Source organism: Kitasatospora sp. NPDC085464 (assembly GCF_044541955.1).
Lineage (GTDB): Bacteria > Actinomycetota > Actinomycetes > Streptomycetales > Streptomycetaceae > Kitasatospora.
Genome location: NZ_JBITTM010000061.1, coordinates 1 through 26,149, shown reverse-complemented (window position 1 = coordinate 26,149; position 26,149 = coordinate 1). Strand labels below are relative to the sequence as shown.

The window sequence follows — 26,149 nt, the reverse complement described above, 5'->3', positions numbered from 1 at the left end:
AGGGGATGCGCGGTCGGGATGCGCGCGTCCGTGGAGTGTCTGCCGCTTTCCCCTGCTCCGTCGGTCGGCAGCCGGTGGCAAACGTTCACGGGGTCCGGGCGGGCGTCACCTGGCTGAGGGGTGCGGCCAGGGTCTCCAGGCTCCGCCGTTCGGCGCGTACGCCGATCGCTGCTTCGACCAGGCCGGCGCACGTCATCAGGGCGGCGCCGATGCAGAAGGCGAACGTGGTGTCGGAGGTCCTCCCGCTGCCGACCAGGCCGTTGAACAGCAGCGGTCCGGTGATGCCGCCGATGGCCGTGCCCACGGCGTAGAAGAAGGCGATGCACAGCGCCCGGGTCTCCATCGGGAAGATCTCGCTGACCGTCAGGTAGGCGGCGCTCGCGCCTGCTGACGCGAGGAACAGGACTGCCGTCCAACAGGCGGTCATGGTGGTGGCGTTGAGAGCGCCGCGCTCGAACAGAGCCGCCGTGCCGAACAGCAGCAGGCCGGAGCCGATGTAGGTGCCGGTGATCATCGGCTTACGGCCCACGGAGTCGAAGAGGTGGCCGAGGAGCAGCGGCCCGAGGAAGTTGCCGACGGCGATGACGGCGAAGTAGTAGCCGGTGTGTCCTTCGGGCACGTCGAAGAAGGTGGTGAGGATGGTGGCGTAGCCGAAGGTGACCGAGTTGTAGAGGAACGCCTGGCCGACGAAGAGGGCCAGGCCGAGGATGGTGCGCCGGGGGTAGCGGGTGGTGACGGTGCGGGCGATGGTGAGGAAGCCCAGTGGGCCGCGGGGCCGGATCCGGATCGTCTCCCGGACGGGCTCCAGTTCGCGTCCGGTCTGCGCGGCGACGGTCCGCTCGACCTCGTCGACCAGCCGTTCCGCCTCGGCTTCGCGGCCGTGGGTGAACAGCCAGCGGGGGCTTTCGGGTACGTGGCGTCGTACCAGCAGGATGACCAGGCCGAGCGCCAGGCCGAGGCCGAAGGCGAGCCGCCAGCCGACCTCGGTGGCGAACAGCGCCGTGTTCAGCAGGGCGATCGAGGCGAACGCGCCGAGGGCGGCGCCGATCCAGAAACTGCCGTTGACGACCAGGTCGACCCGGCCGCGGACCCGGGCGGGGATCAGCTCGTCGATCGCCGAGTTGATCGCCGCGTACTCGCCGCCGATGCCGAAGCCGGTGAAGAACCGGCAGAGGAAGAAGAACCAGGCCGTCCAGGACACGGCGGTCACCGCGGTGGCAGCCAGGTACACCGCCAGGGTGACCATGAACAGCCGCTTGCGGCCGAGCCGGTCGGTCAGCCAGCCGAAGAACAGCGCACCACTGCACGCGCCGGCCACGTAGAGGGCAGCGGCCATGGTGGTCACCTGGGTGGTGCTGATCGCGATGCCGCTGCCGGATTCGGCGAGTCGCCCGGCGATGTTGCCGACAATGGTCACTTCAAGGCCGTCCAGGATCCAGACGGTGCCCAGGCCGATGATGATCCGCCAGTGCCAGTGCGACCAGGGCAGTCGGTCCAGTCTGGCGGGTACGGCGGTCTCGATGACGTCTTCCTGCCGGTCGGTGCGGGTCCGCTGGTCGCGGGTCCGTTCGGCAGGGCTGATTCCATCCGGCACGGTCGGCCTCCCTGTCATTCGTTCTCGTTGCGGGCGCCGGGCTCTCGGGTTCGGCGCCCGCTGCGTCTTCCCGGCGTCGCGGCCCTCACACCCGCCCGACACCCGTCCGCTTCCGGCAGCGGTGGGTGGTCCGCCGATCCGGGCCTGATGGCGTTTCAGTCGGAGCGTCCGGAAATCGGTGTGCATGGACCCGGGCGAGGGGGGCAGTCGAGGGACAGCCGTACAGGACGTCACATCGGAAGGGGACGCCGTGAGCACCGGTGACAAGGCATCGAATGCCGTCCGGAAGGCCAAGGGCAAGGCTGAGGAAGAGGTCGGCAAGGCGGTCGGCAACGAGCGGATGACCGCCCGGGGCAAGGCCGACCAGGTGGCCGGGGACCTGAAGCAGGCCGCCGAGAAGGTCAAGGACGCGTTGCGCGACTGACGCACGGCGTCCGGCGTCGCGCACGTCGGCGTCCACCGGGTACCACGTGCCGGGTGCTGGGCGCCGGGCACGGGACCGTCAAGATTCCGCCGAAGTCACACCGAAGAGGAGGCAGTTGTGAGCACCGGTCTGTGGGGTTACGGGAACGCCGAGGGCTACAACCCGGGCAGCGACCTGACGGGTTTCCGCGTCGAGGCGGAGGACGGCCACATCGGCAAGGTCGACAAGCACTCCGAGGAGGTCGACTCCGCCCATATCGTGGTCGACACCGGTCCGTGGATCTTCGGCCGGGAGGTCCTGCTGCCCGCGGGCACCATCCAGCGGGTCGACACCGGGGAGAAGACGGTCTGGGTCAACCGGACCAAGGAGGAGATCAAGAACTCCCCCGAGTTCCACCGCGACAAGCACATCGACGACCCGGACTACCGTCACCAGCTGGGCGGCTACTACGGCGGGATCTTCTGACCGCCTGACGCCGCACCCGAGGCGGCCCGCAGTCGACGTGGGCGACCGGGCCCGACCGCGCGCCCCACCGCGATCTGCCGGGCCAGGCGCAGCCGGTCCTCGTGCGAGCGCTGCGAGCGCCCGGCCCGACGCGGTGAGGCGTCGGACCGGGCGGCGGGATCGTTCGGTCAGGCGGGGCAGTTGCCCAGGACGACCTTGCCGCCCGACTGCGAGGCGGTCGCCGGATCCACCATCAGGCACAGGTTCGTCCACTTGTTGATGAACCGGTAAGCCGCCTGGTCGGCGAGATTGGTGGGCATGATGTTCCACATCTGGTTGTCGGACATCCAGCGGGTCTCGCAGGGCCACCAGAACAGCTGGGTCCCGGCCGACGGCGGGGTCCCGTTGTTGTACGGGGCGGTCAGGCACTGACCGTTGGCGGCCTTGACGAAGAAGTAACCCATGCTGTCGAAGGTGGACGGCGTGGCGGCCTGCCACTGGTGGCTGCTGGGCGGGTTGCCCTGGCAGGTCCGCTGCTGCACCACGCCGCCCTGCCCGGAGCTGTCGAACTCCGGTCCGCGGGTCATGCACCGGCCGTACTTGCTGTCCACGTACGTCTTGTCGGACTTGACCGCCCAGATCGCCGGGCTGGTGTTCCTGGCCTCGTAGTACCTGTTGCGGGCGACGATGTCATGCACCAGCGCCCAGCCGGGGTAGTCCATCATGACGATGCCCAGCCGTCGGTTGGCGGTGTCCTTGTTGAGGTAGTTCATCAGCCGCACGTTGACGCCGTCGACCCAGACCAGGTCCTTGCCGTGCAGGACGCTGTAACCGCCCGCGTATTCGGAGGGGAAGACGGGGCGGTCGCCGTCGGAGTGGTGCCAGTCGAATTCCTCGGGCGGCACCTCCGTAGCACCGCTGGCCGTCGTCGACGCCGACCAGGGGTGGGTCAGCGTCACTGTCTCGCCGGCACCCGTCGACGACCGGTAGGCGCGGCAGGGGCAGCAGGTGGCGGGGCCGGAACACCTCCGGTACGGCGCGCTCCGTCGCCACGTCCGGCAGATTCAACGAGCGGGCGCGGCCGGCGGTATGCCCGGGCGACGGGAAGCACCCGGTCGGCCCCCGTGACGGCCGGCGCCGGCCCGGAGACGGCTCCGGGTCTGGCTGCCGCCGGATTCCGACCCCGCCGGGCCGGGCCGGACTCGGGCGGCGGGGCCCATCCGGATGAGCTATCCGATTACCATGACCCCATGACGACGACACCACTGCGCAAGGACGCGGCCCGCAACTGGGACCGGATCGTGGCCGTCGCCCGCGAGCTGGTCGACCAGGGCACGCCGTTGCAGCTCAACGACGTCGCCCGCCGCACCGGACTCGGAGTCGGCACCGTCTACCGCCACTTCGCCACGCCCGAGGCGCTCCTGGAAGCCGTCGCCACCCCCCGTCTGGAGGCCCTGGCCGCCCACGGCAGGCAGGCGCTGGCCGACACCGAGGCCTGGCGGGCGCTGGAAGGCTTCCTGGTCCGCACCATCGAGGCGCAGGTCACCGACGCCTCCGTAGCACCGGTGGCCGCCGCTTCGGTCGACGCCCTGCCGCGCACCACGGAACTCAAGGAGTCCCTGTGGTCCACAGGCACCACGCTCCTCGACCGGGCCCGCGAGGCCGGCGCCGTCCGTCCCGGCCTGGCCGCAGCCGACCTGGTCCCGCTCATGTGCGGCATCGCCTACGCCGTCGACGTCCACGGCAGCGCTCCCGCAGACCGGATCGACACCGCGCACCGCTACCTGGCCGCATTGCTCGGCGGCCTGCGAGCCACACCGACGACGGCGTGAGATCTCCTGCCGAAGCCCGGGGCGGTCCTTGCGCCCAGGGGTGACGCCGGGCACCTCCAGTGCACGTTCCACGACCGGCTTCCCTTGGGGGCATCAGCCCGATCCGGCCGTCCGCTCGTCCGAACCCCTTGCCGGCGGCCTCCGCCGTCGATCGTCGCGGCCACGATGTCGCCGTTCTCGGCGACGGACCGGCTTCGTACGAACTCTCGGACGTCGCTGCGGGTCCGTGGCCGCCGGCGCGCCGGGCGGTCTGGCGCAGGCTTGAGATACGGAAACCTTCAAGGATCCTCGGGACGACCAGCACCCGGCGGTCGGCGACCCCCGCCGGCGCCCACCCCGGGGCGCCGAGCCGGCCAGGACCCGCGGCCGGGACGCCGAGGGCGGGAACGGGCGGGCTACGGATGTCCCCTGTCCTTGAGCGCGGTGGCGAAGCCGAGCATGCCGTCGTCGATGGGCAGCGACGGGCTACTCGGCTGCCGGCCCGTCCCGGTCGGGACGACGGTGTCGACCTCCTGCTGGCCACCGAGCCGCCGGTCTGCTGGCCAAGATCAAGGAGGCCAAGGACGCGGAGGCGGCGCAGAGCCTGATCGGGCAGTTCGGCGTCGGCTTCCACTCGGCCCACCAGGCCCATCGCGCGAAGCCCGACGACCCGGCACTCGCGGACACCGCCGAACTCGTCCACGGCAGCGCCCTGCTCACCGAGGGCGGCGACCTGCCCGACCCCGCCCGCTTCACCCGGCTCCTGACGGACCGCCTCTCCCGCACCCTGTAACCGCTGCGCACGGGCGCGCGTGCGCCGGGGCCGATGAGCCCCGCAGCCGGACCCGGCACGCCTCCTGCTGCCGCGTCGGCGCGACGCGGGTGCCCGCGGTCCCCCTGCCGGAGCGTCCGGGAGGGGGACCGTCACAGCCGGGATACCGGGACTGCGCCGGAGGATGCCGTCCTGTTCACACCGTTTCCTGCGGAGGTCGGCCGCGGGTCAGCACCGTGCGGACGGGCCGGCGGCGGCCCGCACCGCGGCCTCCCAGGCGAACCCGTCCGGGTCGGCGAAGGAACCCGCGGTGCCGCCGAGGACGATCCGGTGCGAGCCGGTGCCGTCGACGGGAACGCCCACCTCCTTGGCCAGGGCGCGGCGCTTGTACAGCGCCAGCTTGACGGCGCCGGCCTCACCCGGGGCGAACTCGGTGTACTTGCCGCCGAAGCTCCTGGCCACGGTCAGGCCACGGCCCACGTAGAACTCCCTGGTGGCCTTGACGTTCTCCACGCCGAGCAGCAGGACGACGTCGTCGATCTCGCGGGTGGCCGGGCCGGTGTCCTTCTTCGCCGAGGTCGCGACCTTCCAGGCCGTCCCGTCCGGCGCCTGGACGGAACCCCCGTAGCCCCACAGGGACTTCGTCGCGGGCTTGATCACGGTGGCGCCGGCGCCCACGGCGGCGGCGAGGAAGGCGTCGACGGTGGCCGGCCCGGACACGGTGAGCGCCAGCGCGAAGCCACGGAACCCGGTGGACGGCGCCCCGGACTCCCGAAGGCGAACGTGCCGGTCCACGCCGAAGGCGGTGTAGAAGCGGTGGGCGTCCCCGGTGTCGGCCACCTCCAGGGTGACGGACGCGAGGGACACGGTGGACGCGGTGGTTTCGTTGTTTCCCATGTCCGTCACGCTACGGTCGGCCCGGCGCCCGGGGCTTCTCGAATCCTGATCGGTCCGGCCCGGTCCCCGTCCCCTGCTGCGCGGCGCGGACGCCGCCGCCGATGCCGATGCCCTCGCCGGGGACGGGGTGTCGGCGGCGCGGGAGGACACGGACTCGACCGCAGCAACCTCGCACAGGTGCCGACGGGGGCGAGGCCCCGGGCCTCGGGGCCCACGGCTGCCGGAAGCCGCGGCCCGGCGGCCGTGTCAGTGGGCGGCCCTATGTGGATCAGCACGAACGCCGCTCCGATGCGGCGTGAATCCCCCTGTCATCCTGAGGAGCTGGTGTGCTGCTGCCTGCCTGAGAGGAATCGAGCACGGCCCGGGTGGTCCCACCCGCCCGGCCGCGCAAGGCAGGAGCTGGCACCGCTGCTGACCCGCGAGGCCGGCCGAGTCCTCCCCGGCCGCCTCGCCGACCTGGACGCCTGGGTGCCGCCGTGGCGTTCGCCGGCAGGCCCGCCCGCCGCCCTCACGCGGCCGTCCGCTCGCCGGGGAGCCGCACTGCTCGCCAGGCGTCCGGCCACCTGCGACGCCCTGGCGGAACTGTTCGGGTGTGACGACGACCGGGCGATCGAGGAGGCTCCCGCGGGCCCGGCACTGCTCACCCGGCACCCCGCGACAGCCGACCCGTCCCGGAGGAGGAGGCTGCGCGGTTCCTCTGGCGTCAAGCCCGCGCGGGCGGAGCAACGCCGGTCGAGGAACCGTTCCCCCCGGCTGCAGGCCGCGAACCACGCTGTTCGCGTCGCAGGACCAGGAACGGCAGGACGAGCCAGCAGGTGGTGAACAACAGCAGGACCGCGCCGCTCAGGACCCATGCCGTGGTGGAGCCGTGCAGGGCGGTGCGGAGCAGGAGCAGGAGAGCGCTGGTGATGGTCAAGGCGAGCAGGGCCAACCCGGTGGTGATCAGGTGCCCGGCGGCGCGGACGAGTTCCGGTTTCATGCCGCGGCCGGCGAGTACTCGGTGGAACGCTGTCGGGGCGACGAGAGCGGCGGTGGCGGCCGCGCCGAGCATCACGGTGGCGACGTACAGGTGGCGGTCGAAGGTGGGCAGCGTGGCGAACCGCGGGGTGAAGACCACCGAGATGAGGAACCCGAAGAGGATCTGGGCACCGGTCTGGCAGACCCGGACCTCTTGGAGCATCTCGCCCCAGAGCCGGTCGGCCCGTTCTGCGGCTGTTTCGTCGCGGCCGGATGTGCCCTGCGGCACCTGGTCCTCCTGTTCGGTGGTGTTGCCCGGGTTCAGTCCGGTGCTTCGGCGTTCCAGACGATGCGCTGCACGGCGGCTGCAGAGATCCACGTCTCGTCGCCGTCGTCGGCGGGGCGGATCCTCACCCAGCGGCCGCTCAGGCGTACCAGCCCGCTGAGGTGTGCCGTGACCGTCCCGGGCACCGCGCCGGGCAGGCAGTGCACGACGGCGGCGGCCCACTTCTTTGTGCCCATGACTTCGACCATCGGTGTCCGCGGGGCGGACCGCCACCGGGGGGTGCCGTCCGGGTCGGTGACGCGTGCTCAGCCGGGCCAGGTGCCGGTGAGCCGGTGGGTGGCGACGGCGCCGCCCCGGTCGACCGCCGCCTTGACCAGTGCGAAGACAGCCCCGTGCAGCGCGGCTGCGGTCAGCACCTCCTTCCAGGTGCGCTGGGGGTCCGTGGCGGACGGCGCGTCGTCCTCGTGGCCCAGGAGCGCCCACAGGCGCTGGAACACCGCCCCGGCGGCCACTCCGCCGAGCGCGCCGAAGAGCAGCCCGAGCGGCTTGTAGAGGATCTTGACCATGGCGGGCCTCCGTGCGTGGTGCCGACGGGTACGGACATCAGCCCGTCTTTCCGGAAAGCGGGACACCAATCCCTTCGCTCGGCGGCCGGTCCGCCGGGAGCGGTCGGTGGTGCCGTCGTCCTGCGCCGCGCGACGCGAGGCGCAGGGGGCGCCCCCCGGCGCCGGCCCGGGCCCGGGCCGGCGCTCTCCGTCGCGCTCCCGCCGTGGTGCGGGCCACCCGTCACCACGTCGCCCGGGACGCGCCCTCGTACGGGGCGCCCGGTCAGGGCGTGGTGTGGCGCAGGATGTCCAGCACCTCTGCGGCGATGCTTGCCTCGTCGTGCTCGAAGTCGGGGCCGGTCAGCTGCGCGGGGTCGGCCGGCAGGCCGGTCAGGACAGGCGTGTGCAGGTGGCCGCCGGGCGTGTGGGGTGCCAGGGCGAGCCGGAGCAGGTTGGAACGGTAGGCGACCTCGTTGGAGAGGTACCCCCCTCCGCCTCCCTCGACCGAGCGCGAGCCCGGCGTCGGGCCGTCCTCCCGGGAGACCGGCACCGTGCCACCGACGGGGATCTCGGCGACCTGGGTGTTGAGCAGGACGGGGTACGGCTGCTGGACGGTGGTCATGGCGGCGGTCGGCAGGCTGGTCGGGATGAACTCGGGACCGGCGGCCAGAGCGGGCGGGTCGGCGGGGTGGTCGTAGCTGCCGCCGCCGAGCGCGTCGAGGTTGTCGGGGTAGGGGTCGGCGGAGCGGGCCCGGCCGGCCCAGGCCTCCAGGGTGAACAGACCGGGGTAGCCCTGGCTGACCGTGGTGATCAGGTCGGCCGCCACCGGCCCGGCAGTCAGCCGCGGGGCGAAGGCCCGGTCCACCACCCCCTGGTCGAAGTCCCCGTACCGGACCGGCAGGACCACCGTGCGGATCTCGGCCTGGCTGCCGTCCGCCAGAGTGACCTGGCGGCCGTCGAGCTGCAGGGCGGCCGAGCCCGACGGGTTGGCCCGCCGCAGCTCGGTGTCCAGGCCGAACGGGTCGAACCCGCTCACGAAGTAGCGCCGCACGCCCCGAGTGCCACGGAACTCGTTGCCGACCAGCCCGCGGGAGGCGTCCTCGAACCCGCGGCGCAGCGCGGCCCGGTCGACGGTGTAGCCGGGCTGCCACTGCGCGAGGTGGGCCGTCATCGCCACCCGGGTCCAGTACAGCGGCCGGTCGTCCTGCGCGGGCAGCGTCCCGCCGGGGCGCCGGCCCTGCGCGCGGTCGACCGCCGAGCCCCAGAGCGCCTGCCCCCAGTCCTGGACCAGGTGCTGTGCTTCGGCGGCGGTGCGGGCGGTGCACAGGGCGGCCGGGAAGCGGCGCACGAAGTCGCCGAACCCGCCACCGTCGACGAGCGCGGCGGTACGGGGGTCGGAGAGCCGGGCCTGCTCCTGGTCGGGTGCCGCCGTGGTGGGGGGGGGGGGGGGCCCCGGGCCCCCCCCCCCCGCGCCCCCCCCCCCGACACCCGGGCCGAGGAGGGCGGCGAGGGCGGTGGCGACGCTGAGGACGGTCATCGCGCTCGTGGACGTACGGCGGGCGATCTCGGGGGTCCGCATCATGACATGTGACATTACACATTACACTGGCAGGCCGCCAGGGGGGCGGACCGCTCCCGGAAGTGTGACCTCACGGGTCGTCAGGGCGCCCGGTGCGCGGGCGTACCGGTGAGGCCCGGTGTCTCCTCTCGACCACGGCGTGTTCGTGGCGATGTGCTGGGGGCGGGCACAGGGCCCGAGGACGGGAGGGAGCAGCGATGAGCACCGCTGTCGAGGAATGGGCGTGGACAACCCCACGCTGCCGCTGTGCCGCCGGGCCCCACACCCCGTCGGCACACCCCCGTCCGCCCGCAGGGCGCACCTGCGGGCGGCCGGGCGGTCTTCGTCCCCCTCGACGCCGACCCGGGACCCGCACGATCACCGCTCGCCGGCATCCGGCGGGGTCCGACGGGATCCGGCTCCTCCGCGCCCGTCCCCCGGCCCGATGGCTGCGACCCTCCGGGCTCGTCCGGCCGCGTCCGCCACGATCCGGCCCGGGCGCCTTCGGCACCGGGGGGCGGAACGGGAGGCTTTCGGCGGTCGATCCGGCGGGCGCCCCACACCAACGCGCCGATCAGCAGCACGCCCACCGCCACAGCGATGAGAACCGCGAGCAGCGGCATGCCCTGGGAAGTTGCCGCGAGCGGCAGAACAGCGGTCACCTTCTCCTCCTTTTCGGTCTGCGGCCCGGCACGGCCTCCGCACCGCGTCCCCGCCGACCGGTCGCACCACGGCAGTGCGGGCGCGTGGTCGTCAGGCGCTGGGCATTCGGGCCGAACGGCGATGAGGGGAATGACGCCGCCCTACCAGCGGTACCAGCGGCCTCGGCTGCCCGAGCTGCCGGTGCCGCGCGCGACGAAGCCGAGCAGCCAGACCGCCAGCACCGCGACCGCCACCCACCACAGGGCCTTGAGCGCGAAACCGGCACCGAAGAGGATCAGGGCGAGCACCAGCACGAGAAGAAGGGGAACCATCGTCAGCAACCTCCAGGTCGGTCGAACGGCTGGACGCGCGCTCGTCTGCCCCGCACCGTGCTCCTCATGCACGGGTCACACGGAGGAGGCGGTGCCCGGGTGCCCGGCGCGGGGACCTGCGTGCTGACCGCGTGGAGGCTGCAGGGGTGGGCGTCGCCCGCGTGGCGGGCCAGTGCGGCGCCCGCGACCGCTCCGGTGAGGTGGTCGCTGGTGGACGGCCAGGGGCCGCACCCGGGGTGGAGGAGCCCCTGCCTGGGATGACGGCGGCGCACCTGTCGAGGGCCGCCTTCCAGGGGTGCCCGGGCCGCTCGGTGCCAGGCCCGCGGCTGCGGCACCCGGCTCACGGCGGGGGCGACCGCGTCGCCGCTGCGGGCGTGCAGGAGCCGTCCCACGAGGGGCCCGTAGGCGCGGCGCGGGATCAACACGGTGACCTCGGTGCGGCCGTCGGCGCTCGTTCGGGAGGCGAGGCCGGCGATGGCCCGGTGCAACCGCCGGCCGGATCCGCTTGCTCGCGGCCTTGTCCCCGGCCGGGCCGGCCCCCGCCGCACTGCTGTGGGGCTCCCCGCCGCAGCCCGCCGGGACCATCGTGAGCGCCGCTCCGGCGGCCGCCACCGCGACGCCCCTCCCCCTCACTCGCACAGCTCTGGTCCCCTCTCAGTTGTTTCAAAATTGGCGGTGTTCATATCGTTTGCGCAGGTCAGACTGCCAAATGAATGAGTTCGTCCACCTCCCGGAGCACCGCCCGGCGGAACGGCGACCGGACGGCAGCCAAGACATGCTCGTGGCCCTGGTGGATCTGACCGTCAGGGCCCGGAACCGGCGTCCGCCGGGGCCGGTTCCCCAGGGCGGGTCCGCGCATGTGGTGGCGGTCCTTCGCGGCCATTGCCCCCGCCCTGTACCGAGTGGTCGTAGCGCACCGGGTCCGCCGGGACTCCGGGCACATCGCCCACGGACCCAGGACGGTCCGACGGCCGGCGGCGACGGCGACGGCGACGGCGACGGCGACGGGCGGCGAGGGGATCGGCCGGCAGGTGTGGAAGGTGGCGCGCAGGAGGGCCGCATAGGCCCACCGCTGCGTCAACCCTGACGATCGTCCAGGTCCCTCTCCGACTTTCGGGTCGGGTCCCGGCCCACCTCCGGTTCCTATCGTCCCGATCATGACGAGAACAGGCAGGAAGAGTGCGGTCGGGAGCGGCCCGGCGACGGGCGCACGCGTGGCCCTTGCGGCGGCGCTGCTGGGCACGGGCGCAGGCGTGGCCGGATGGCTGGCGCCGGCGGGCGGGGGAACGGGCGGGCCGGTCCGGGTGGTCACCGGTGCGTCGGCCTCCGGCTATCGGCGGGCAGCCGGTGCCGTCGCGGATGCGCCGCAGGCCCTGGCCGGGTTGCTGGAGCCGGCCACCGAGGCCGGGCTGCTGGTGCTCGGTCTGCTGCTGGCCGTCTGCTGGTGGACGGCGCGCGGCCGCCGAGCGGCCGGTGCGGTCGCGGGCGCGGCGCTCACCGTCCTCGGCACGGTCCTCGCGTACGGGGCGAGCGAGGCACTGAAGGTCGTGATCGACGAGGAACGGCCCTGCCGCGCCCTGTCGGGCCTGCCGTCCACCGCTCTCGCCGACTGCCCGCCGCCCGGTGACTGGTCGTTCCCCAGCAACCACGCGACCCTCGCCGTCGCACTGGCCACGGGCCTGGTGCTGCTGCGTCCGCGGTGGGCGTGGCTGGTCGTCCCGGTCGGGCTGGCAACGGCCGCGCTGCGCGTGGCCGCCGGTGTGCACTACCCGCACGACGTGGCGGCCGGGGCGGTGCTCGGCGGCACGGTCACGGCGGCGGTGTTCGTCGCGCTACTGCCGTCCGCGACGGTGGCGGTGGCTGCGCTGAGCGGCGTCCGGCTGCTCGGCACACTGCTGCTGGCGCCGGGACCGGTCCCGACCTCCACCCCTGCCCCGACCCGTGCAGGCGACCCGACCGCTGCCGGCGGCCCGGCTCCTGCCGACAGCCGGGCCGTCGTCGGCGGTTCAGCCGCGGGCGTCGGCGCTCAGTCCGGCTTCGTGGCCGAGTACGGCGGCGGCCGCCCGGTTGGCCACCCCCAACCGCGCCAGGACGGAGCTGACGTGGGCCTTCACCGTCCCCTCCACCACACCGATCCGGCGGGCGATCTGCCCGTTGGACAGCCCGGCCGTGACCAGCGCCAGCACGTCCCGTTCTCGGGCGGTCAGCTCGGCGACCTGCTCCCGGGCAGCGGCTCGCCGGTCGGCGGGACCGCTCACCCCAGTGGCGGCCAGATGGGCCACCACCCGGGCGGCAACCTTGGGTGAGAGGTAGGCGGCGCCGTCCGCCACCGCCCGGACACCGGCGATCAGTTCCTCCGGTTCGCCGGACTTGATCAGGAAGCCGTTGGCGCCGCCGCCGAGAGCCCGCAGGATGTAGTCGTCCTCGCCGAAGGTGGTCAGCATGACGATCCCGGTGGCGGCCCCGGACCGGGTGGTGGCGGCTGCCCGGCGAATCTCGGCGGCGGCGGTGATGCCGTCCGCGCCGGGCATCCGGATGTCCAGCACGACGACGTCCGGGCGGTGGCGCCGCACCAGTTCGACCGCCTCGTGTCCGTTCCCGGTCTCAGCGACGACCTCGATGGCCGGATCGGCCGTCAGGACGGCTCGCACGCCTGCGCGCACCATCGGCTCGTCGTCCGCGATCACCACCCGGACCGGCGCGCCGGCCGTGGTCCGATCCGCCGGCTCCGCCCGCTCGTTCAACGGGCGCTCACTCGACCAGGGCGTCCAGGGAGATCAGCACGTCCTCCCGGAAGCAGAGCCGGTACGCGTCCCCGGACCGGTCGTCGTCGAACGCCGCAGCCGTCATCGCGTAGTACTCGCACGTCACTCCTTCTCCCCGGGGCGGCGGATCGCCCACGGACGGATGGTACGGAATCTGATGCCCGGGCAGGACCCGCTGCACCGTCGCACGGTCCTGCCCGACCCGCAGCGACGCGTAGTCCGCAGGGTCCAGCACGGCGCGGGCGGCGGTGTGGACGGTCCACCCGCGCAGTACCGTGACCAGCGCCAGTGCGGTCACCAGCGGCACCAGGACGACCGCCACCACCATCCGGCCGACCCGGCGGCGGGCGTGACGCAGTTCCCGGGCCGGAGAGACCACCACCGGCTCGGGGACGCAGGAGGGGGTGACCGGAGCGGCGGAGTGCGGGAGGCGGGCGGACACCTCGAAGCCCCCGCCCCCCGCACGGGGCCCGTGGACGAACGAGCCGCCTGCCAGACGGACCCGTTCGGCCAGGCCGATGAGACCGCGGCCGCCGCCCGGCCCGGCCGCCGGGGTGCCGGGCGGGACGGCCCGCGCCGGGCCGTTGGCCACCCGGACGGACGTGCCGTCCGGCATGTACGTCACCTTGACCATGACCGGCGCGCCCGGGGCGTGCTTGGCGGCGTTGGTCAACCCCTCCTGAACCACCCGGTACACGGCGTGCTCGGCCGCGCGGGGCACGCCGTCCGGTTCCCCGCTGACCGTCAGCCGCACGTCCAGGCCGGCCGCGGCCGCCTCCTGCACCAGCTGCGGGAGGCCGGCGTCGGCAGGACCGGGGACGGTGCGCTCGTCGGTCCCCTCGCGCAGGACGCCGATCACCTCGCCCAGGCGCTCGACCGCGGCCGCCGCGCCCGCCCGGATCTCCTGCGCCGCCTCTCGGTGCGGCGGCGCCAGGCCGGGCGCCAGCTTCAGCGCGCCGGCCCGCAGGGCGATCAGGCTCAGGTCATGGCCGAGGGCGTCGTGCATGTCCTGCGCGATCCGCGCCCGTTCACGCAGCCGGGCCTGCTCGGCGACCAATCGGTGCTCGCGCTCGGCCCGTTCCGCCCGCTCCCACCCGGCCCGCACCAGTTCCTGCGACTGCCGCCAGAACCGACCCACCATCCAAGGCCCCATTCCGGCGCACACCAGCAGGGAAACGAACGACGTCCCCCGCACCGTCCACGCCGGCACCGCCACCACGGCCAGGACGCCGAGGGTGAGGAGCACCCCCAGCACCACCACCGCCGACCGGGCCCGTTCCATCCGCAGGCCGGCCAGGAACGCCGCCCCGATCGCGGCCGCCACCCACCAGATGGTCACCGAACTCAGCCCGATCGCCACCGCCGCCACCACCAGCAGCACCCGGTCCACCCATCGCGTACTCGTCCACACCCCCCAGAGCCTACGGATCATGCGGCGCCCGCGAATCTGCCGAAAGTCATGCTCCGCTCCCGGCTCGGCGCGCCTGCCCCCTGCCCCGCGGCCGGGCTGGTCCCGTAGCCGCCGCGGCACACGGCCGTTGCCGTTCGGATACTTCCGGCCTGCCGGATCGGGCAGGATGTGACCGAACGTGTCGGGGGCAAGCGAGGTGACGGGGGTTGCATGATGGGGCGTACGGCACGGCGCGGGGGCGCGGCAGTGGCTGCGGTGGTGGTGCTGGCACTGGGGGCCGCCGCCTGCACCGGGCAGGGCGGCACAGGCGCAGCCGCGTCCACGGCGACGGCCGCCGCGGCGGCGACCCCGACAGCGCCCCCGACGGTGACGGCACACCCCGTGGTGCTGCCCGAGCCCGCCCCGGCATCGGCGCAGTGGATCGTGGACCAGCTGGCCAAGAACCCGCCACAGCCCTGCCCCGCCCCCACCCTGGCGAACCTCGCGGTGCTCGACCGCAGCGAGGACGCCCACGACCGGGCGGACGTGGTGTGGTTGAGGGACGACTCCTACCTGTGCCTCGCCTCGATCAGCCGCGTCAACGGCAACCTGACCACGGGATTCTCCTACGGCTCGATCGCGTCCTACACCTCCGGGCAGAGCCCGTCGACGATCGGCGGCCTGCGGCAGCCCTCCTACTTCACGGTCTTCCCCGTCGACACCGGGCAGGTCGTGCTGCAGGGCGGGGGGAGCCGGTTCGGGCCATTGCACCAGCGGACGCTCGACCTCGGCGCGGGCAAGGCGATCACCGTCGTCCAGTACCGCTACGCCGTCGAGCCCACGCCCGACCCCGACTCGTCGGTGGTCGAGCTTCCGCCGCGGGAGGACCCGGACCACCCGGCCGAGCTCTGCCCGTCCGTCCACGGGCCGTGCCGCCTCGCGGACGTCTACTGAACCCTCGCGCCGGCCCCGATGGGGGCAGTGACGAACGGTTGAGCAGACCGGTTGTGCGAGGTCTCCGACCAGGGACGGAGCCCCCGTTGCTCCCGGAACCCAGGCTGCCGAGGCCCCGGGACGGCACACGAGGCCGCCACCCACAGGGGCGGCCTCCCGGCATCTCGGGTTCGCGAACCGGCCGTCGGCAGGGCTGGTCCCCGGGTCAGCCCTCCAGCTTCGCGTACAGGCCACGGCCCGGGCGCTGCGCCCGCCCGGCCTTGGCCAGGCGCTCCAACATGGTGCGCACCGCCTTCACGTTGTCCGCCGACTCCCCGATTCCCAGCCGGGCCGTCAACTCCCGGGCGCGCAGCGGCCCCTGGGCGTCGGCCAGCACGGCCAGCACGGTCTCGGAGGTGGCACCGGTCGTTCGCCGCCCCGGCACGGAAGCAGCCTTCTCGCTGACCTCGGGGGCCGGCTCCGCGCCGGTCCCCACCGGCCCGGTGTTCCGGGTCGCGGCCGTCCTCTTCGCCGTGGTGCGCGGCCGCGCGCCGCCGGCGGTCTTCTTGGCCGCAGCCTTCTTCGCGGTGGTCTTCTTCGCGGGCGCCGCCTTCTCAGCGGGTAAGAGGACCTTCTCCTCGGATGGGGCGCGGGACCTGTGGATGGAGGCCACGGCTTCCCCTGAGGCATCCGCGCCGAACTGGAGGTCAGGCCGTGATGTCCACCAGGACTTTGCCGACCGCACGGCTCTCGACCGCTCGGTGCGCGTCGGCGGTGCGCTCCAGGGGAAAGCGGAGCAGCGGCAGGCCATGCCCCTCGCCGACGGGCAGCGCGCCATCGCGCACTGCGGCGGCGACGTCCTGGGCGGCCGCGGCGCGTGCTTCCGGACCGGCCAGGAAGAGGATCAGGAACTGGAGGCGCGCGTTGAGCACCATGTTCTGCAGTACGTCCAGTTCGACCGGCCTGCCGCCGTCGTTGGCGTAGGTCGAGATCGTGCCGCGCGTTCGCAGGACGGCGAGGTCCAGGGCGAGGTTCGCGCCGAGCGCCACCTCGGCAATGATGTCGACGCCGTCCGGTGCTGCCGTGCGGATCGCGGCAGCCGGGTCGCCCTCGCGGTAGTTGATCACGTGGTGGGCTCCGGCGGCGGTGGCCAGTCGGGCCTTTTCCGGACTGCTGACCGTGCTGATCACGGTGGCGCCGGCCCATCGGGCGAGTTGGATCACCGCGTGTCCGACGGCTCCGGCCCCGCCCGCGGCGAGCACCACCTTCCCGTCCAGGGCCCCGGGACCGAGCCGGCGCGGTCCGTCCTCGGCGACGGTGAGCGCGCGGTGCGCGGTCAGCGCGGGGACGCCGAGTGAGGCGCCGAGGTCGAAGCCGGCTTCGTCGGGCAGCGGAACGGCCTGTTCGGCCGGCACGACGGTGAACTCGGCGGCGGTGCCGGTGGGCCGCCCGGCGGCGGCCATGAACAGCCAGACCCGTTGACCGACCCGGCCCTGGTCGACGCCCTCACCGACGGCGTCGATCGTGCCGGCGCCGTCGAGGTGCGGAGTGACCTCGGGGAAGTGCTTGGGGTGGCCGATGCCTGCGCGTGCCTGCCAGTCGGTCGGGTTGACCCCGGACACGGCGACCCGTACGCGAACCTCGTCGGGGCCGGGCTCGGGCAGATCGCGATCGACTAACCGGAGGATGTCGGGGGTGCCGTTGTCGCGGTAGATGATGGCCTTCATGATCCGTCCTTGGTATCTGGTGGAGAGGGGTCCCGGCGTGGCCTGGCGTTTCGCCAGGTGTCGGCGGGGGCGTGGCGGCGGCCCGGGCCGCGTCGGTTCCGGTCAGCCGATGGGGACTTCGTTGGAGCGGGACTCGATGCCGTCGAGAATGGCGAGGGTCGCGGCGTCGAGGGTGATCCCGCTGACCGCGGTGTTGGCCTCCAGGTGGGCGGTGTTGGCGGTGCCGGGGATGAGCAGCACGTTCGGGGCGTGGTGCAGCAGCCAGGCGAGGCCGACCTGGGAGGGCGTGACGCCCAGCGACGCAGCCACGGCGTGCACCGCCGGCTCCTCGGTCGCCTTGGGCAGGCCGGGGAAGGCCCCGCCGAGAGGGAAGAACGGCACCCAGGCGATGCCCTCGGCCGTGCACAGCCGCAGCAGGTCCTCGTCGTCGCGTGAGACGAGACTGTAGGCGTTCTGGACGCAGACGACGCCGGCGGGCAGGGCGCGGCGCAGGCCGTCGAGGGTGACGCTGCTCAGGCCGATCGCGCCGATCTTGCCCTCGTCGCGCAGGGCGGTCATCACCGCGAGCTGGTCGTCGAGGTCGACGACCTGGTCACCCTCGGGGCGCAGTCCCGGGCCGGTGTCCAGACGGCGCAGGTTGACGACCGCGAGCCGGTCGACGCCAAGGCTGCGCAGGTTGTCCTCGACGCTGGCGCGCAGCTGCTCGGGCCGCTGTGCCAGACGCAGCGGCAGGTGTCCGCCGGGGTTGGGGTCGGCCCCCACCTTGGTGACGACCAGGACGTCGTCCTCGGGGCGCAGTGCCTCACGGATCACGTCGTTGGCGAATCCGAAGCCGTAGAACTCGGCGGTGTCCACGTGGTCGACGCCCAGCTCGACCGCGCGGCGCAGCAGGGCGACGGCTTCGTCGCGACGGTCGTGCAGACGCTCAAGCTGCAGTGCGCCGTAGCCGATCCGGAAGACGGTGCGGGCGGCGATCGAAGCGGTCTCGGTGGTCATGACGCTGTCTCCTCGGCCGGTGTTCGCAGGGCGGTGTAGAGCAGTTCGGCCTGGTAACGCGCCATGACCTGGTGGGCGATCGGGGTGGCGTGTTCTCGGGCCCGGGCCGGCTCCTGGTGCTCGACCTTCACGAGCCAGGCGGTGACGCAGTCGTGCAGCATCGCGCGCATCCGGTCGGTCGCGTCGACGACGATGTCGTGGATGGCCGCGTCGGTGGTCGCCTCGCCCCAGGTCTGCACGCCGACCCGGGCCTCGGCGGGGTTGATTGCGGCGATCAGGCGGCGGAGCAGTTCGTCGGGGTCGGGCGGGGCGTCGCCGGCCGCGTACGCGGCGAGGACGTCGGCACGCTTGGCAAGCATCTGGCGGGCGGTGGCGCGGACCAGGTCGGCCTTGTTGCGGTAGTGCGCGTAGATCGAGCCGGTCGACAGGCCCGACTCGGCGGTGATGTCGGCGATCGAGGTCCGTTCCAGGCCGTTGCGGCTGAAGCAGCGCACGGCGGCCTCAGCGATCTGAGTACGCCGGAGTTCCTTGCGCGCGTCGGTGAGCCGAGGCATCACACCCCCACAAAAAGAATCGCTGTTCTGCTTATAAGGGAACGTTAGCAGAACCTCGGTTCTGTTTACGTTGGGGTGGCCCTCGGATCGGGCAGCCCCGGCCGGCGGCGGAAGGGCGACGGAGCCGGCGTCGAGGTTGAGGTCGTAGTAGGCGGTGATGGTGTCGGCCTACGGCACCGGGGCCGGGAACCGGGTGGCGATCACGTCCTTGACGGCGGCAGTCAGGACGGCGGTGCTGCCGGTGGCCCGGGTCAGGTGCGGTTCGAGCCGGCGCATCAGCTGGTGGTCGCGTGCAGCGCCGCGTCGGCCTCGTGCGCGCCTCGGCGTGCACGACGGGCTCCGGCGGGCCGCCCGGTCGGGCGCCGTGGAGGAGCACCCGGCCCTCGCCGGGGCCGGCCGCCCACCGTGTCGTCCTGCAGGAGGCCCACCCGCTTCACGAGCGGGTGCCCCGCAGGGTTTCGGCAGGCGCGACGGGCCGCGGTCCCGCCGGATCCGGCCGGTGCGTACGATGCTCCGGTGCTGGGGAGACGGGGGAGGGACGTCCCGCTGTGGCGGGCGCGGGCGTTGGTGGTCGCGGTGGCTGCCGCGCTGGTGGCGGTGCACCTGCTGAAGGGGCTTGAGCGTCTGCCGGCCGAGCCGGTCGCCGGGGCCGCCGTCACGGCGGCCTGTCTGGTGCTGGCGGCGTTGCAGCTGCGGCACATCCGGCCCGCTCCCGGCGGGGCTCCGAGGTGGGCGGGCTGGACGGCCGTGGAGTGGGCGGTCGGCTTCCTCGCGGTCGGACCGCTCGGCGTCTCGATCGGCGTGCTCTGTCTGCCCGTGGCCTCGCTGCTGCTGGAGCGTCGCCGCCTGTGGCTCCCCCTGTTCGCGACGGGCGCCGTCCTGGCCGGCGGGGCACGGTCCGGCGGCGTCCGCGACACGGCCGACCTGCTGCTGACGGTCGCGCTCGGCGGCGTCATGCTGTACGCCGTCACCACGCTCGCGCTGCTGGCGGACCGCGTCCACACGGCCCGGCTCACGCTGGCCGCCTCGGCGGTCACCGACGAGCGGCTGCGCATCGCGTCGAGCCTGCGCAGCGAACTGTCCGCGGGCCTGGCGCGGATCCACGGCCTGGCCGTACGGGCCGATCCTTCCGTACTGGGGGAGCTGATCGGCGGTGCCCGCGCGACGCTGGCGGCGGCCCGCGCCACGACCGCCGAACTGCGCAGCCTCTCGCTCGCCCCGGAGGCGGCCAGCGCCCGGGCCCTGCTCGCCTCCGCGGGCATCGCGGCCGACATCCGCATCGGGCACCGCGAACCGCTCGGTCCCTCCGGGACGGTGCTCGCGACCGTGCTGCGCGAGGCGGTCACGGCGGTCGTCCGGGTCGGCGACGCCCGCCGGTGCGAGGTCATCACCGGTGAGCGGACCGGGCGGACGGTCCTGCGCGTGGTCAGCGACGGCGTGCCGACGGCGGCGCTGGGCGCGGACGTCCTGGACGGTCTCGCGGAACGGGTCCGCGCTGTCGGCGGCCGGCTGACGGCGGGTCTGGAGCCGGACGGGCGCTTCGCCGTGGAGGCGGTGGTCGCCGCCACGCCCGCGCCGGTGGCTGCCGCCGATCCGCCCGAGCTGCGTGCCGCGCTCGGCCTCTACTACTTCCTGCTCGCCGCCTTCTGCGGAAAGGCGCTGCTGTTCTTCCCGGCGTCGCCGTCCGGCCTCGGGCTCGGCGTGGCCTGCGCGCTGGCGTTCTGCGCCTTCCAGGTCCGCTTCTCGATCCAGGACGCCACGCGGCACGCACGCCCGGCCCTGCTCGTCTCGGCCGTCCTCGCCCTCGCGCCGCTGCCCTGGCTGGGCCGGAACTGGATCGGTGCGGCGGGCATCCTGGCCGGCTCGCTGCTGATCGCGCTGCCGCTGCGCGCGGGCGCGGGCCTGGCGGCCGCCCTGGCCGTCGCCGCCGGGGTGATCGGCGGGGGTGGGCCGGCCTCCGCGCTGGCGGCCGCCGTCAACGTGGCGATCACCTGCGTGGTGGTCTTCGCGGTGCTTCGCCTGGTGCGGTTGGTCCGGGAGTTGCAGCGGGCGGGGGCCGGCCTGGCCCGCGCCGCCATCGTCACCGAGCGCCTGCGGGCGGCCCGGGACCTGCACGACCTGCTGGGACACGGGCTGGCCGCGATCCTACTCAAGGCCGAGCTGGCCCGGCGCCTGGCGGACGCCGCAGTCGTCGCCGGTGCCGTCGGCGGGGCCGGTGCGGAGGCCGTCGGGGCCGGTGCGGGCACCGCGAACGCCGCGAACGCCGCGAACGCCGCGGGCACCGCGCGCACCGCGAACGCCGCGGGCACCGCGGACGCCGGCGCGGCCGACACCGCCGCTGACCGCTGCCGGGCCGAACTGGCCGACATCGCGCGGCTGGCCGCGCGCGGGCGGGCCGAGCTGGGTGCGGTGGCCGACGACAGCCCCCGGCTGTCCTTCGCCGCCGAACTGGCTTCCGCGGCAGCGGTCCTGGAGGCGGCCGCCATCGCGGTGGAGGTGGATGACGACCCGGTGCCGGACGAGGCGGGAACCGTGCTGAGCGTGGCCCTGCGCGAGGCCGTGACCAACATCCTGCGGCACAGCTCCGCCCGTCACGCCCGGATCGCCACCACCGTCACCGGAGGGTCGGTGCGCCTGGAGGTGGAGAACGACGGCGTCCGGGCGGGCGTCACCCCGCCCGGCTCCGGGATCGGCGGCCTGACCGTGCGCCTGACCGAGGCGGGCGGCACGCTGAGCGCCGGAGCGGACGACGGCTGGTACGTGCTGCGGGCCGAACTGCCGCTGCGCTGACCGCCGGCGCGGCACACGCCGGCGGCCGACCGTCCCTTCCGGGCGGCCCGGCTGCCTGGCGCCCGGCGGCCCGCACACCCGTCAGTCGGCGCGCCGCGCCTACGACTCCAGCCAGCCCGCCTCGCGGGCGATGCGCACCGCGTCCGTCCGGTTGCGGGCGTTCAGCTTGGTGACGACCGCGGTGAGCACGTTGCGGACCGTCCCGGTGGACAGGTGCAGCCGCGCGGCGATCTCGGCCGGCTCGGCGCCCCCGGCCAGCTCCCGCAGCACGTCGTTCTCGCGCGGCGTGAGCGGATTGTCCGCGAGGTCCCACGCGACCACGGCCAGCGACGGGTCCAGTACCCGGCCGCCCCCGGCGACCTGCCGGATGGCCGCGACGAGGTCCGCGGGCGGGACGGTCTTCAGCAGGAAACCGTCGACCTTCGCGGCCAGGGAACGGCGGAGCAGTCCGGGGCGGCCGACCGACGTCAACATCAGCGTGCGGCAGTGCGGAAGCTTCTCCTTCAGCGCCGCGGCGGCCTGCAGACCGTCCGTCAGGCCCGGCATCTCGATGTCGAGCACCGCCACGTCAGGCATGAAGACCATCGCACGGGGCACCACGTCGTCGGCCGAGTCCGCCTGCGCGACGACCTCGAAGTCGGGTTCCAGTTCCAGGAGTGCCACCAGCGCGCCGCGCACCACGTGCTGGTCCTCCGCCAGCAGGAGTCTGATCATGTCCCGACCCTACCCGTGATGACGTCACGGGTGCCTCGTGATCCCGCCCCTGGGACGGGAGTTCGCAGGTCGGCAGGCTTGGGGACATGAACGAGGCAATCACTCTGGACGCCGTGAGCAAGGTCTACGGCAAGGGGCGGGGCGCGGTCGCGGCCCTGCGCGAGGTGACAGTGCGGCTGCCCAGGGGCGGCTTCACCGCCGTGATGGGGCCGTCCGGTTCGGGCAAGAGCACCTTCCTGCACTGCGCGGCCGGCCTGGACCGCCCGAGCTCCGGCACGGTCCGTCTCGGCGACACCGACCTGTCCCGGCTGAGCGAGACCAAGCTGACCGAACTGCGGCGCGAGCGTGCCGGGTTCGTGTTCCAGTCCTTCAACCTGGTCTCCTCCCTGACCGTCGAGCAGAACGTCACCCTGCCGCTGCGGCTGGCCGGCCGGCGTGCCGACGCCGGACGCCTGGCCGGGCTCCTGCGCCGGGTGGGACTGCAGGAGCGCGCCGGGCACCGGCCCGGACAGCTGTCCGGCGGCCAGCAGCAGCGGGTGGCGATCGCCCGGGCGCTGATCTCCGACCCGGAGGTGGTGTTCGCCGACGAACCCACCGGCGCTCTGGACACCATGACGGCCCGTGAGGTACTGACACTGCTGCGCCAGACCGTCGACGAGCTGGGCCAGAGCATCGTCATGGTCACCCACGATCCCGTCGCCGCGTCCTACGCCGACGAGGTCCTCTTCCTGGCCGACGGCCGAATCGTCGACACCCTGTCCGGACCGACCCCCACCGAGGTCGCCGACCGCATGATCCGCCTGGGAGCGTGGAACCGATGATGCTGAGCCTCGCCCTCACCACCCTCCGGCACCGCACGGCCGGGTTCGCGGGCGCCTTCGTCGCCCTCTTCTGCGCGGCCGCCCTCGTCTGCGGGTGCGGGACCCTCCTGGCCACCGGCCTCACCGGCACCGTGCGTCCCGAACGCTACGCGGCCGCGCCGATCGTCGTCTCGGGGGACCAGGACGTGCACACCGTGCAGGGCGGCGGCAAGGGGAAGACGAAGGAGAAGAGCAAGCCGATCGCCGACCACGCGTGGGTGCCGGCCCCCCTGGCCGAGCGCATCGCCGCCCTGCCGTCGGTACGCTCCGTCGCCACCGAGGTGACCTTCCCGGTGCTGCTGCCCGGCGGGCCCACCGGCGGTTCCTGGGGCCACGGCTGGGAGTCCGCGCCGCTGGCCGGGCTCACCCTCGCCACCGGCCGCGCACCCACCGGCCCGGACGAGGTCGTCATCGACGCCGGCACCGCCACCCGGGCCCACCTGTCCACGGGGTCCACCACCGCCGCCCGTACGACCTCGGGCACCCTGACCGTCCGCGTGGTCGGCGTCACCGCCGAGCGGTTCGAGAACCAGGCCGCCCTCTTCTTCTCCCCCGAGCGGGCCCACGGCCTCGCCGGCCACGACGGCCTGGTCGGCGCGATCGGCGTCTTCCCGGCATCCCCGTCGGCGGCCGACGACGTCCGGGCACTGCTCGCCGGCAGCCGGAGCGTCCCGGCCCCCGTGGTCCGCACCGGCGACGACCGCGGCCGGGTGGAGTTCCCCGACGCCGCCAACGCGCAGGTCCGCCTGGTCAGCATGGGCGCCGTCCTGGCCGGCACCTCGCTGCTGGTCGCCCTGTTGGTCGTCGTCGGCACCTTCGGCCTGTCGATCCAGGGACGGCAGCGCGAGATCGCCGTCCTGCGGGCCGTGGCCGCCACCAGTCGGCAGGTCCGCAAGATGATCGGAGGCGAGGCGCTGGCGATCGGTCTGCCGGCCGGAACCCTGGGCGCCGTCGCCGGTCTGCCGCTGGGCGGCTGGCTGCACGGCCGCTTCGTGGCCCTGGACGTCATCCCGGCGAACCTGCCCGTCGTCCTCTCCCCCTTCCCCGCCGTGGCGGCCGCGGCCTGTGCCCTGCTGACCGGGTGGGCAGCCGCCCGCATCTCGGCCCGGCGCGCCACCGCCATCAAGCCGGTCGAAGCCCTCGGCGAGGCCGAGCTCAAACCGCTGCGCCTGGCCTGGCCGCGGATCGTCTCCGGCGTCCTCGCCGCCGCCGGCGCCGTCGTCCTCACGTCCCTGCTCACCATCCTGCACTCCGACCAGGCCTCGACCCCGGTCTGCTTCATCGCCGTCCTGCTCTGGTGCACGGCGCTCGCCCTGCTCGGCCCCCTCGTGGTCAGGGGCGGCGTCGGAATCCTCGGCCCGTCGCTGCGGGTGTCCCGGGTCGGCGGCTATCTCGCCGCCCACAACCTGCGGGCCGGAGCCCACCGGCTGGCTTCGGTCGTCACCCCGCTCACCCTGCTGGTCGCGATGGCCTGCACCATCCTGTTCACCCAGACCACCGTCGACGGTGCGGCCGACGCGCAGCGGGACCGCGGGAACGTCGCCGACTTCGTCGTGGGACCGCGCGTGCCGGGCACCGCCGCCCAGGCGCTGGCCGCGGCCCCGGGCGTCCGGACCGTGACCCGGGTGCTCCACACCCAGGTCCGCGACGGGCTGACCAAGCGCAGTGTCCAGGCGGTCACGCCCGAGCGCCTCTCCGACACCCTCGACCTCGGCGTCACCGCCGGCGACATCGGCCGGCTGACGGACGGCACGGCCGCGGCCGCCGACGGACTGGGCTACCGGCTCGGCCAGCAGGTCCACCTGGTGCTCGCCGATGGCAGCCCGGCCGAGGTGACAGTCGTCGCCCTCTACAGCCGCGGTCTCGGCTTCGGTGACCTCACTCTCGCGCACGCGCTGGTCGCCGCCCACGTGGACGTGCCGCTCGACAGCGAGGTGCTGGTGCGCGGCGACGGTCCGGCCGGCGCCACCCGGCAGTCCCTGACCGCCGCCCTGCACGCGGAGCCCGGGCTGGGAGTGCTGGACCGCGCCGCCGCCCAGGCCTCGCAGAACCGGGTCAGCGCCCAGATCGGCTACGTCACCCTCGGGCTGATCATCGCCTTCGTCGCCATCGCCGTCCTCAACACCCTGGCCGTGAGCATCGCCGACCGGCGGCAGGAGTTCGCCGCGCTCGGGCTCACCGGCGCGACCCGCCGCCAGATCCGCAGGATGCTCGGCTGGGAGGCCGCGACGTCCGTGGCCATCGCCACCGCACTCGGCCTCGCTATCGCCTCCGCGGTGCTCACCACCTACGCCCAGGGCATCACCCGTGGCACCGCCGGGGTGACGGTATCGGCCGCCGGCCTCGCCGCGGTCCTCGTCGGCACCGCCTCCCTCGCCGCCGTCGGCACCTGGCTCCCCACCCGGGCCACCCTGCGCGGCCTGCGCCGCCGCCGTGCCTGACCCCCACACCCCCTGGCGACGGCCCGCCCGACCGGTACGACCGGCACCGGGCGGGTGCACGCCGTGAGGCCGGCCCGCGCGCGGGCACAGCCGGGCGGCACACGGCCCCGCGAAGGATCCGACGCGGACGTGTCCGGCTCCGGCGCCCCCGGTCAGCCGACTCCTCGACGGCCAGTGTCGGGTCGGTGTTCCGGCCCTCACCTCTTGCGGAAGGCGGGACGCCGGTCGCCGTACTGGGTGGTCGGTGCCCCGCATCCGTTCGGAGTTGTGCGCAGGTCAAGGGCGCTCACCTGGTTCTGCCCTGCGCGGGCCGCGCAGAATCTCTTTCAACTCGGCCCGCATCTCATCCTCCAACGCCGACAACCCGCTTCCCAGCCGAGCTGCGCAGCCGCTCTCTTCCAGGGACAGGCGCCCGTAGCGGAGTTGGGCCTCAACGGCTGAGAAGGTCGCCTGCACCTCGTCGAGCGCCAGTCGTACCGACTGCGAGGCAATCAAAGAAGCCTCCGCTGACCACATCAGTGCCGATCGACGCAGGCTTCTGAACTTGATTGGGTGATGTCGGGGTTGGGCTTGCCCGGTCGCTTAGAGGCCGCGGACGAGTGCCGCCGACAGCGCAAGCTCAGTCACCGCGAGCACGACGATGGCGAGCCCCGCGATACGGCCCCGGCGGGCGACCTCCTTGTACTGGGAGTGCCGGTAGACGCTCGGGTCCGAGTC

Annotated in this window: 23 protein-coding genes and 1 pseudogene; 8 read left to right on the top strand and 16 right to left on the bottom strand. The window is 74.0% G+C overall.

Annotation, left to right across the window (positions count from 1 at the left end; genetic code table 11):
- Window positions 1-85: 85 nt before the first annotated feature.
- Window positions 86-1,612: an MFS transporter gene (locus tag ACIGG8_RS37025; RefSeq protein ID WP_396553003.1), complete on the bottom strand. Its 1,527-nt coding sequence runs from the start codon at window positions 1,610-1,612 to the stop codon at window positions 86-88.
- A 232-nt stretch (window positions 1,613-1,844) separates the two neighbouring features.
- Between ACIGG8_RS37025 and ACIGG8_RS37020 the strand changes: the two genes are divergently transcribed.
- Together ACIGG8_RS37020 and ACIGG8_RS37015 are read left to right on the top strand one after the other, a co-directional pair.
- Complete coding sequence (locus ACIGG8_RS37020) at window positions 1,845-2,018, top strand: CsbD family protein (RefSeq protein WP_396553002.1); 174 nt, start codon at window positions 1,845-1,847, stop codon at window positions 2,016-2,018.
- Window positions 2,019-2,135: 117 nt separating this feature from the next.
- Window positions 2,136-2,483 (top strand): PRC-barrel domain containing protein, encoded by a 348-nt coding sequence (locus ACIGG8_RS37015; RefSeq protein ID WP_396553001.1) that lies wholly within the window; start codon window positions 2,136-2,138, stop codon window positions 2,481-2,483.
- A gap of 167 nt (window positions 2,484-2,650) precedes the next feature.
- On the opposite strand, the gene ACIGG8_RS37010 is transcribed toward ACIGG8_RS37015, so the two are convergent.
- The gene (locus ACIGG8_RS37010; protein ID WP_396553000.1) at window positions 2,651-3,367 is read right to left on the bottom strand and encodes an RICIN domain-containing protein; all 717 of its coding nucleotides are present in this window, start codon (window positions 3,365-3,367) and stop codon (window positions 2,651-2,653) included.
- Window positions 3,368-3,712: 345 nt separating this feature from the next.
- Here ACIGG8_RS37010 and ACIGG8_RS37005 point away from each other — a divergent pair, with 345 nt between their 5' ends.
- Entirely contained in the window at window positions 3,713-4,294 is a 582-nt protein-coding gene (locus ACIGG8_RS37005; RefSeq protein WP_396552999.1) for a TetR/AcrR family transcriptional regulator, read from the top strand.
- Between the two features lie 979 nt (window positions 4,295-5,273).
- Here the strand turns inward: ACIGG8_RS37005 and ACIGG8_RS37000 are convergent.
- From ACIGG8_RS37000 to ACIGG8_RS36970, 7 genes are all read right to left on the bottom strand, one after another.
- Window positions 5,274-5,942: a glyoxalase gene (locus ACIGG8_RS37000; protein WP_396552998.1), complete on the bottom strand. Its 669-nt coding sequence runs from the start codon at window positions 5,940-5,942 to the stop codon at window positions 5,274-5,276.
- Between the two features lie 703 nt (window positions 5,943-6,645).
- Complete coding sequence (locus ACIGG8_RS36995; protein ID WP_396552997.1) at window positions 6,646-7,188, bottom strand: DUF6328 family protein; 543 nt, start codon at window positions 7,186-7,188, stop codon at window positions 6,646-6,648.
- A 32-nt stretch (window positions 7,189-7,220) separates the two neighbouring features.
- Complete coding sequence (locus tag ACIGG8_RS36990; protein WP_396552996.1) at window positions 7,221-7,421, bottom strand: hypothetical protein; 201 nt, start codon at window positions 7,419-7,421, stop codon at window positions 7,221-7,223.
- A gap of 69 nt (window positions 7,422-7,490) precedes the next feature.
- Entirely contained in the window at window positions 7,491-7,751 is a 261-nt protein-coding gene (locus ACIGG8_RS36985) for a DUF4235 domain-containing protein (protein WP_396552995.1), read from the bottom strand.
- A gap of 262 nt (window positions 7,752-8,013) precedes the next feature.
- Window positions 8,014-9,078 (bottom strand): pyroglutamyl peptidase, encoded by a 1,065-nt coding sequence (locus ACIGG8_RS36980; RefSeq protein ID WP_396552994.1) that lies wholly within the window; start codon window positions 9,076-9,078, stop codon window positions 8,014-8,016.
- A 311-nt stretch (window positions 9,079-9,389) separates the two neighbouring features.
- Window positions 9,390-9,950 (bottom strand): DUF6479 family protein, encoded by a 561-nt coding sequence (locus ACIGG8_RS36975; protein ID WP_396552993.1) that lies wholly within the window; start codon window positions 9,948-9,950, stop codon window positions 9,390-9,392.
- 141 nt (window positions 9,951-10,091) lie between these two features.
- Window positions 10,092-10,262 carry a hydrophobic protein gene (locus ACIGG8_RS36970; RefSeq protein WP_396552992.1) on the bottom strand — a complete coding sequence of 57 codons (171 nt, stop codon included), beginning with the start codon at window positions 10,260-10,262 and terminating at the stop codon, window positions 10,092-10,094.
- 1,157 nt (window positions 10,263-11,419) lie between these two features.
- Between ACIGG8_RS36970 and ACIGG8_RS36965 the strand changes: the two are divergent.
- A pseudogene (locus tag ACIGG8_RS36965) lies at window positions 11,420-12,079 on the top strand (phosphatase PAP2 family protein); the annotation flags it as partial.
- Window positions 12,080-12,268: 189 nt separating this feature from the next.
- Here ACIGG8_RS36965 and ACIGG8_RS36960 read toward each other — a convergent pair.
- On the bottom strand, window positions 12,269-12,928 hold the full coding sequence (locus ACIGG8_RS36960; RefSeq protein WP_396553029.1) for a response regulator: 660 nt from the start codon (window positions 12,926-12,928) through the stop codon (window positions 12,269-12,271).
- 85 nt (window positions 12,929-13,013) lie between these two features.
- The gene (locus ACIGG8_RS36955; protein WP_396552991.1) at window positions 13,014-14,438 is read right to left on the bottom strand and encodes a sensor histidine kinase; all 1,425 of its coding nucleotides are present in this window, start codon (window positions 14,436-14,438) and stop codon (window positions 13,014-13,016) included.
- Between the two features lie 210 nt (window positions 14,439-14,648).
- Here ACIGG8_RS36955 and ACIGG8_RS36950 point away from each other — a divergent pair, with 210 nt between their 5' ends.
- Window positions 14,649-15,371 carry a hypothetical protein gene (locus ACIGG8_RS36950; RefSeq protein WP_396552990.1) on the top strand — a complete coding sequence of 241 codons (723 nt, stop codon included), beginning with the start codon at window positions 14,649-14,651 and terminating at the stop codon, window positions 15,369-15,371.
- 205 nt (window positions 15,372-15,576) lie between these two features.
- Here ACIGG8_RS36950 and ACIGG8_RS36945 read toward each other — a convergent pair whose 3' ends face one another.
- The 4 genes from ACIGG8_RS36945 to ACIGG8_RS36930 form a co-directional block, all read right to left on the bottom strand.
- Window positions 15,577-16,023 (bottom strand): type IV toxin-antitoxin system AbiEi family antitoxin domain-containing protein, encoded by a 447-nt coding sequence (locus ACIGG8_RS36945; RefSeq protein WP_396552989.1) that lies wholly within the window; start codon window positions 16,021-16,023, stop codon window positions 15,577-15,579.
- A gap of 34 nt (window positions 16,024-16,057) precedes the next feature.
- Window positions 16,058-17,077: an NADPH:quinone reductase gene (locus ACIGG8_RS36940; protein WP_396552988.1), complete on the bottom strand. Its 1,020-nt coding sequence runs from the start codon at window positions 17,075-17,077 to the stop codon at window positions 16,058-16,060.
- Window positions 17,078-17,179: 102 nt separating this feature from the next.
- Window positions 17,180-18,073, bottom strand: coding sequence for an aldo/keto reductase (locus ACIGG8_RS36935; protein ID WP_396552987.1), 894 nt, complete (start codon window positions 18,071-18,073; stop codon window positions 17,180-17,182).
- Window positions 18,070-18,627, bottom strand: coding sequence for a TetR/AcrR family transcriptional regulator (locus ACIGG8_RS36930; protein ID WP_396552986.1), 558 nt, complete (start codon window positions 18,625-18,627; stop codon window positions 18,070-18,072). Before ACIGG8_RS36930 ends, ACIGG8_RS36935 begins: the two co-directional genes overlap by 4 nt.
- Before the next feature lie 516 nt (window positions 18,628-19,143).
- Between ACIGG8_RS36930 and ACIGG8_RS36925 the strand changes: the two genes are divergently transcribed.
- Complete coding sequence (locus ACIGG8_RS36925; RefSeq protein ID WP_396552985.1) at window positions 19,144-21,417, top strand: histidine kinase; 2,274 nt, start codon at window positions 19,144-19,146, stop codon at window positions 21,415-21,417.
- Window positions 21,418-21,516: 99 nt separating this feature from the next.
- Here ACIGG8_RS36925 and ACIGG8_RS36920 read toward each other — a convergent pair whose 3' ends face one another.
- Window positions 21,517-22,131: a DNA-binding response regulator gene (locus ACIGG8_RS36920; protein WP_396552984.1), complete on the bottom strand. Its 615-nt coding sequence runs from the start codon at window positions 22,129-22,131 to the stop codon at window positions 21,517-21,519.
- A gap of 86 nt (window positions 22,132-22,217) precedes the next feature.
- Between ACIGG8_RS36920 and ACIGG8_RS36915 the strand changes: the two genes are divergently transcribed.
- Complete coding sequence (locus ACIGG8_RS36915; protein WP_396552983.1) at window positions 22,218-22,952, top strand: ABC transporter ATP-binding protein; 735 nt, start codon at window positions 22,218-22,220, stop codon at window positions 22,950-22,952.
- Complete coding sequence (locus tag ACIGG8_RS36910) at window positions 22,949-25,432, top strand: FtsX-like permease family protein (RefSeq protein WP_396552982.1); 2,484 nt, start codon at window positions 22,949-22,951, stop codon at window positions 25,430-25,432. Before ACIGG8_RS36915 ends, ACIGG8_RS36910 begins: the two co-directional genes overlap by 4 nt.
- The last annotated feature ends 717 nt before the right edge of the window (window positions 25,433-26,149 follow it).

Excerpts from the sequence above, each read along its gene's own strand:
- ACIGG8_RS36920 (WP_396552984.1), bottom strand. The coding sequence starts at position 22,131 with ATGATCAGACTCCTGCTGGCGGAGGACCAGCACGTGGTGCGCGGCGCG.
- ACIGG8_RS36960 (WP_396553029.1), bottom strand. The coding sequence starts at position 12,928 with ATGGTGCGCGCAGGCGTGCGAGCCGTCCTGACGGCCGATCCGGCCATC.
- ACIGG8_RS36930 (WP_396552986.1), bottom strand. The coding sequence starts at position 18,627 with ATGCCTCGGCTCACCGACGCGCGCAAGGAACTCCGGCGTACTCAGATC.
- ACIGG8_RS36970 (WP_396552992.1), bottom strand. The coding sequence starts at position 10,262 with ATGGTTCCCCTTCTTCTCGTGCTGGTGCTCGCCCTGATCCTCTTCGGT.
- ACIGG8_RS36910 (WP_396552982.1), top strand. The coding sequence starts at position 22,949 with ATGATGCTGAGCCTCGCCCTCACCACCCTCCGGCACCGCACGGCCGGG.
- ACIGG8_RS36990 (WP_396552996.1), bottom strand. The coding sequence starts at position 7,421 with ATGGGCACAAAGAAGTGGGCCGCCGCCGTCGTGCACTGCCTGCCCGGC.
- ACIGG8_RS37005 (WP_396552999.1), top strand. The coding sequence starts at position 3,713 with ATGACGACGACACCACTGCGCAAGGACGCGGCCCGCAACTGGGACCGG.
- ACIGG8_RS37000 (WP_396552998.1), bottom strand. The coding sequence starts at position 5,942 with ATGGGAAACAACGAAACCACCGCGTCCACCGTGTCCCTCGCGTCCGTC.
- ACIGG8_RS37025 (WP_396553003.1), bottom strand. The coding sequence starts at position 1,612 with ATGACAGGGAGGCCGACCGTGCCGGATGGAATCAGCCCTGCCGAACGG.
- ACIGG8_RS36950 (WP_396552990.1), top strand. The coding sequence starts at position 14,649 with ATGATGGGGCGTACGGCACGGCGCGGGGGCGCGGCAGTGGCTGCGGTG.
- ACIGG8_RS36915 (WP_396552983.1), top strand. The coding sequence starts at position 22,218 with ATGAACGAGGCAATCACTCTGGACGCCGTGAGCAAGGTCTACGGCAAG.
- ACIGG8_RS36985 (WP_396552995.1), bottom strand. The coding sequence starts at position 7,751 with ATGGTCAAGATCCTCTACAAGCCGCTCGGGCTGCTCTTCGGCGCGCTC.
- ACIGG8_RS36940 (WP_396552988.1), bottom strand. The coding sequence starts at position 17,077 with ATGAAGGCCATCATCTACCGCGACAACGGCACCCCCGACATCCTCCGG.
- ACIGG8_RS36935 (WP_396552987.1), bottom strand. The coding sequence starts at position 18,073 with ATGACCACCGAGACCGCTTCGATCGCCGCCCGCACCGTCTTCCGGATC.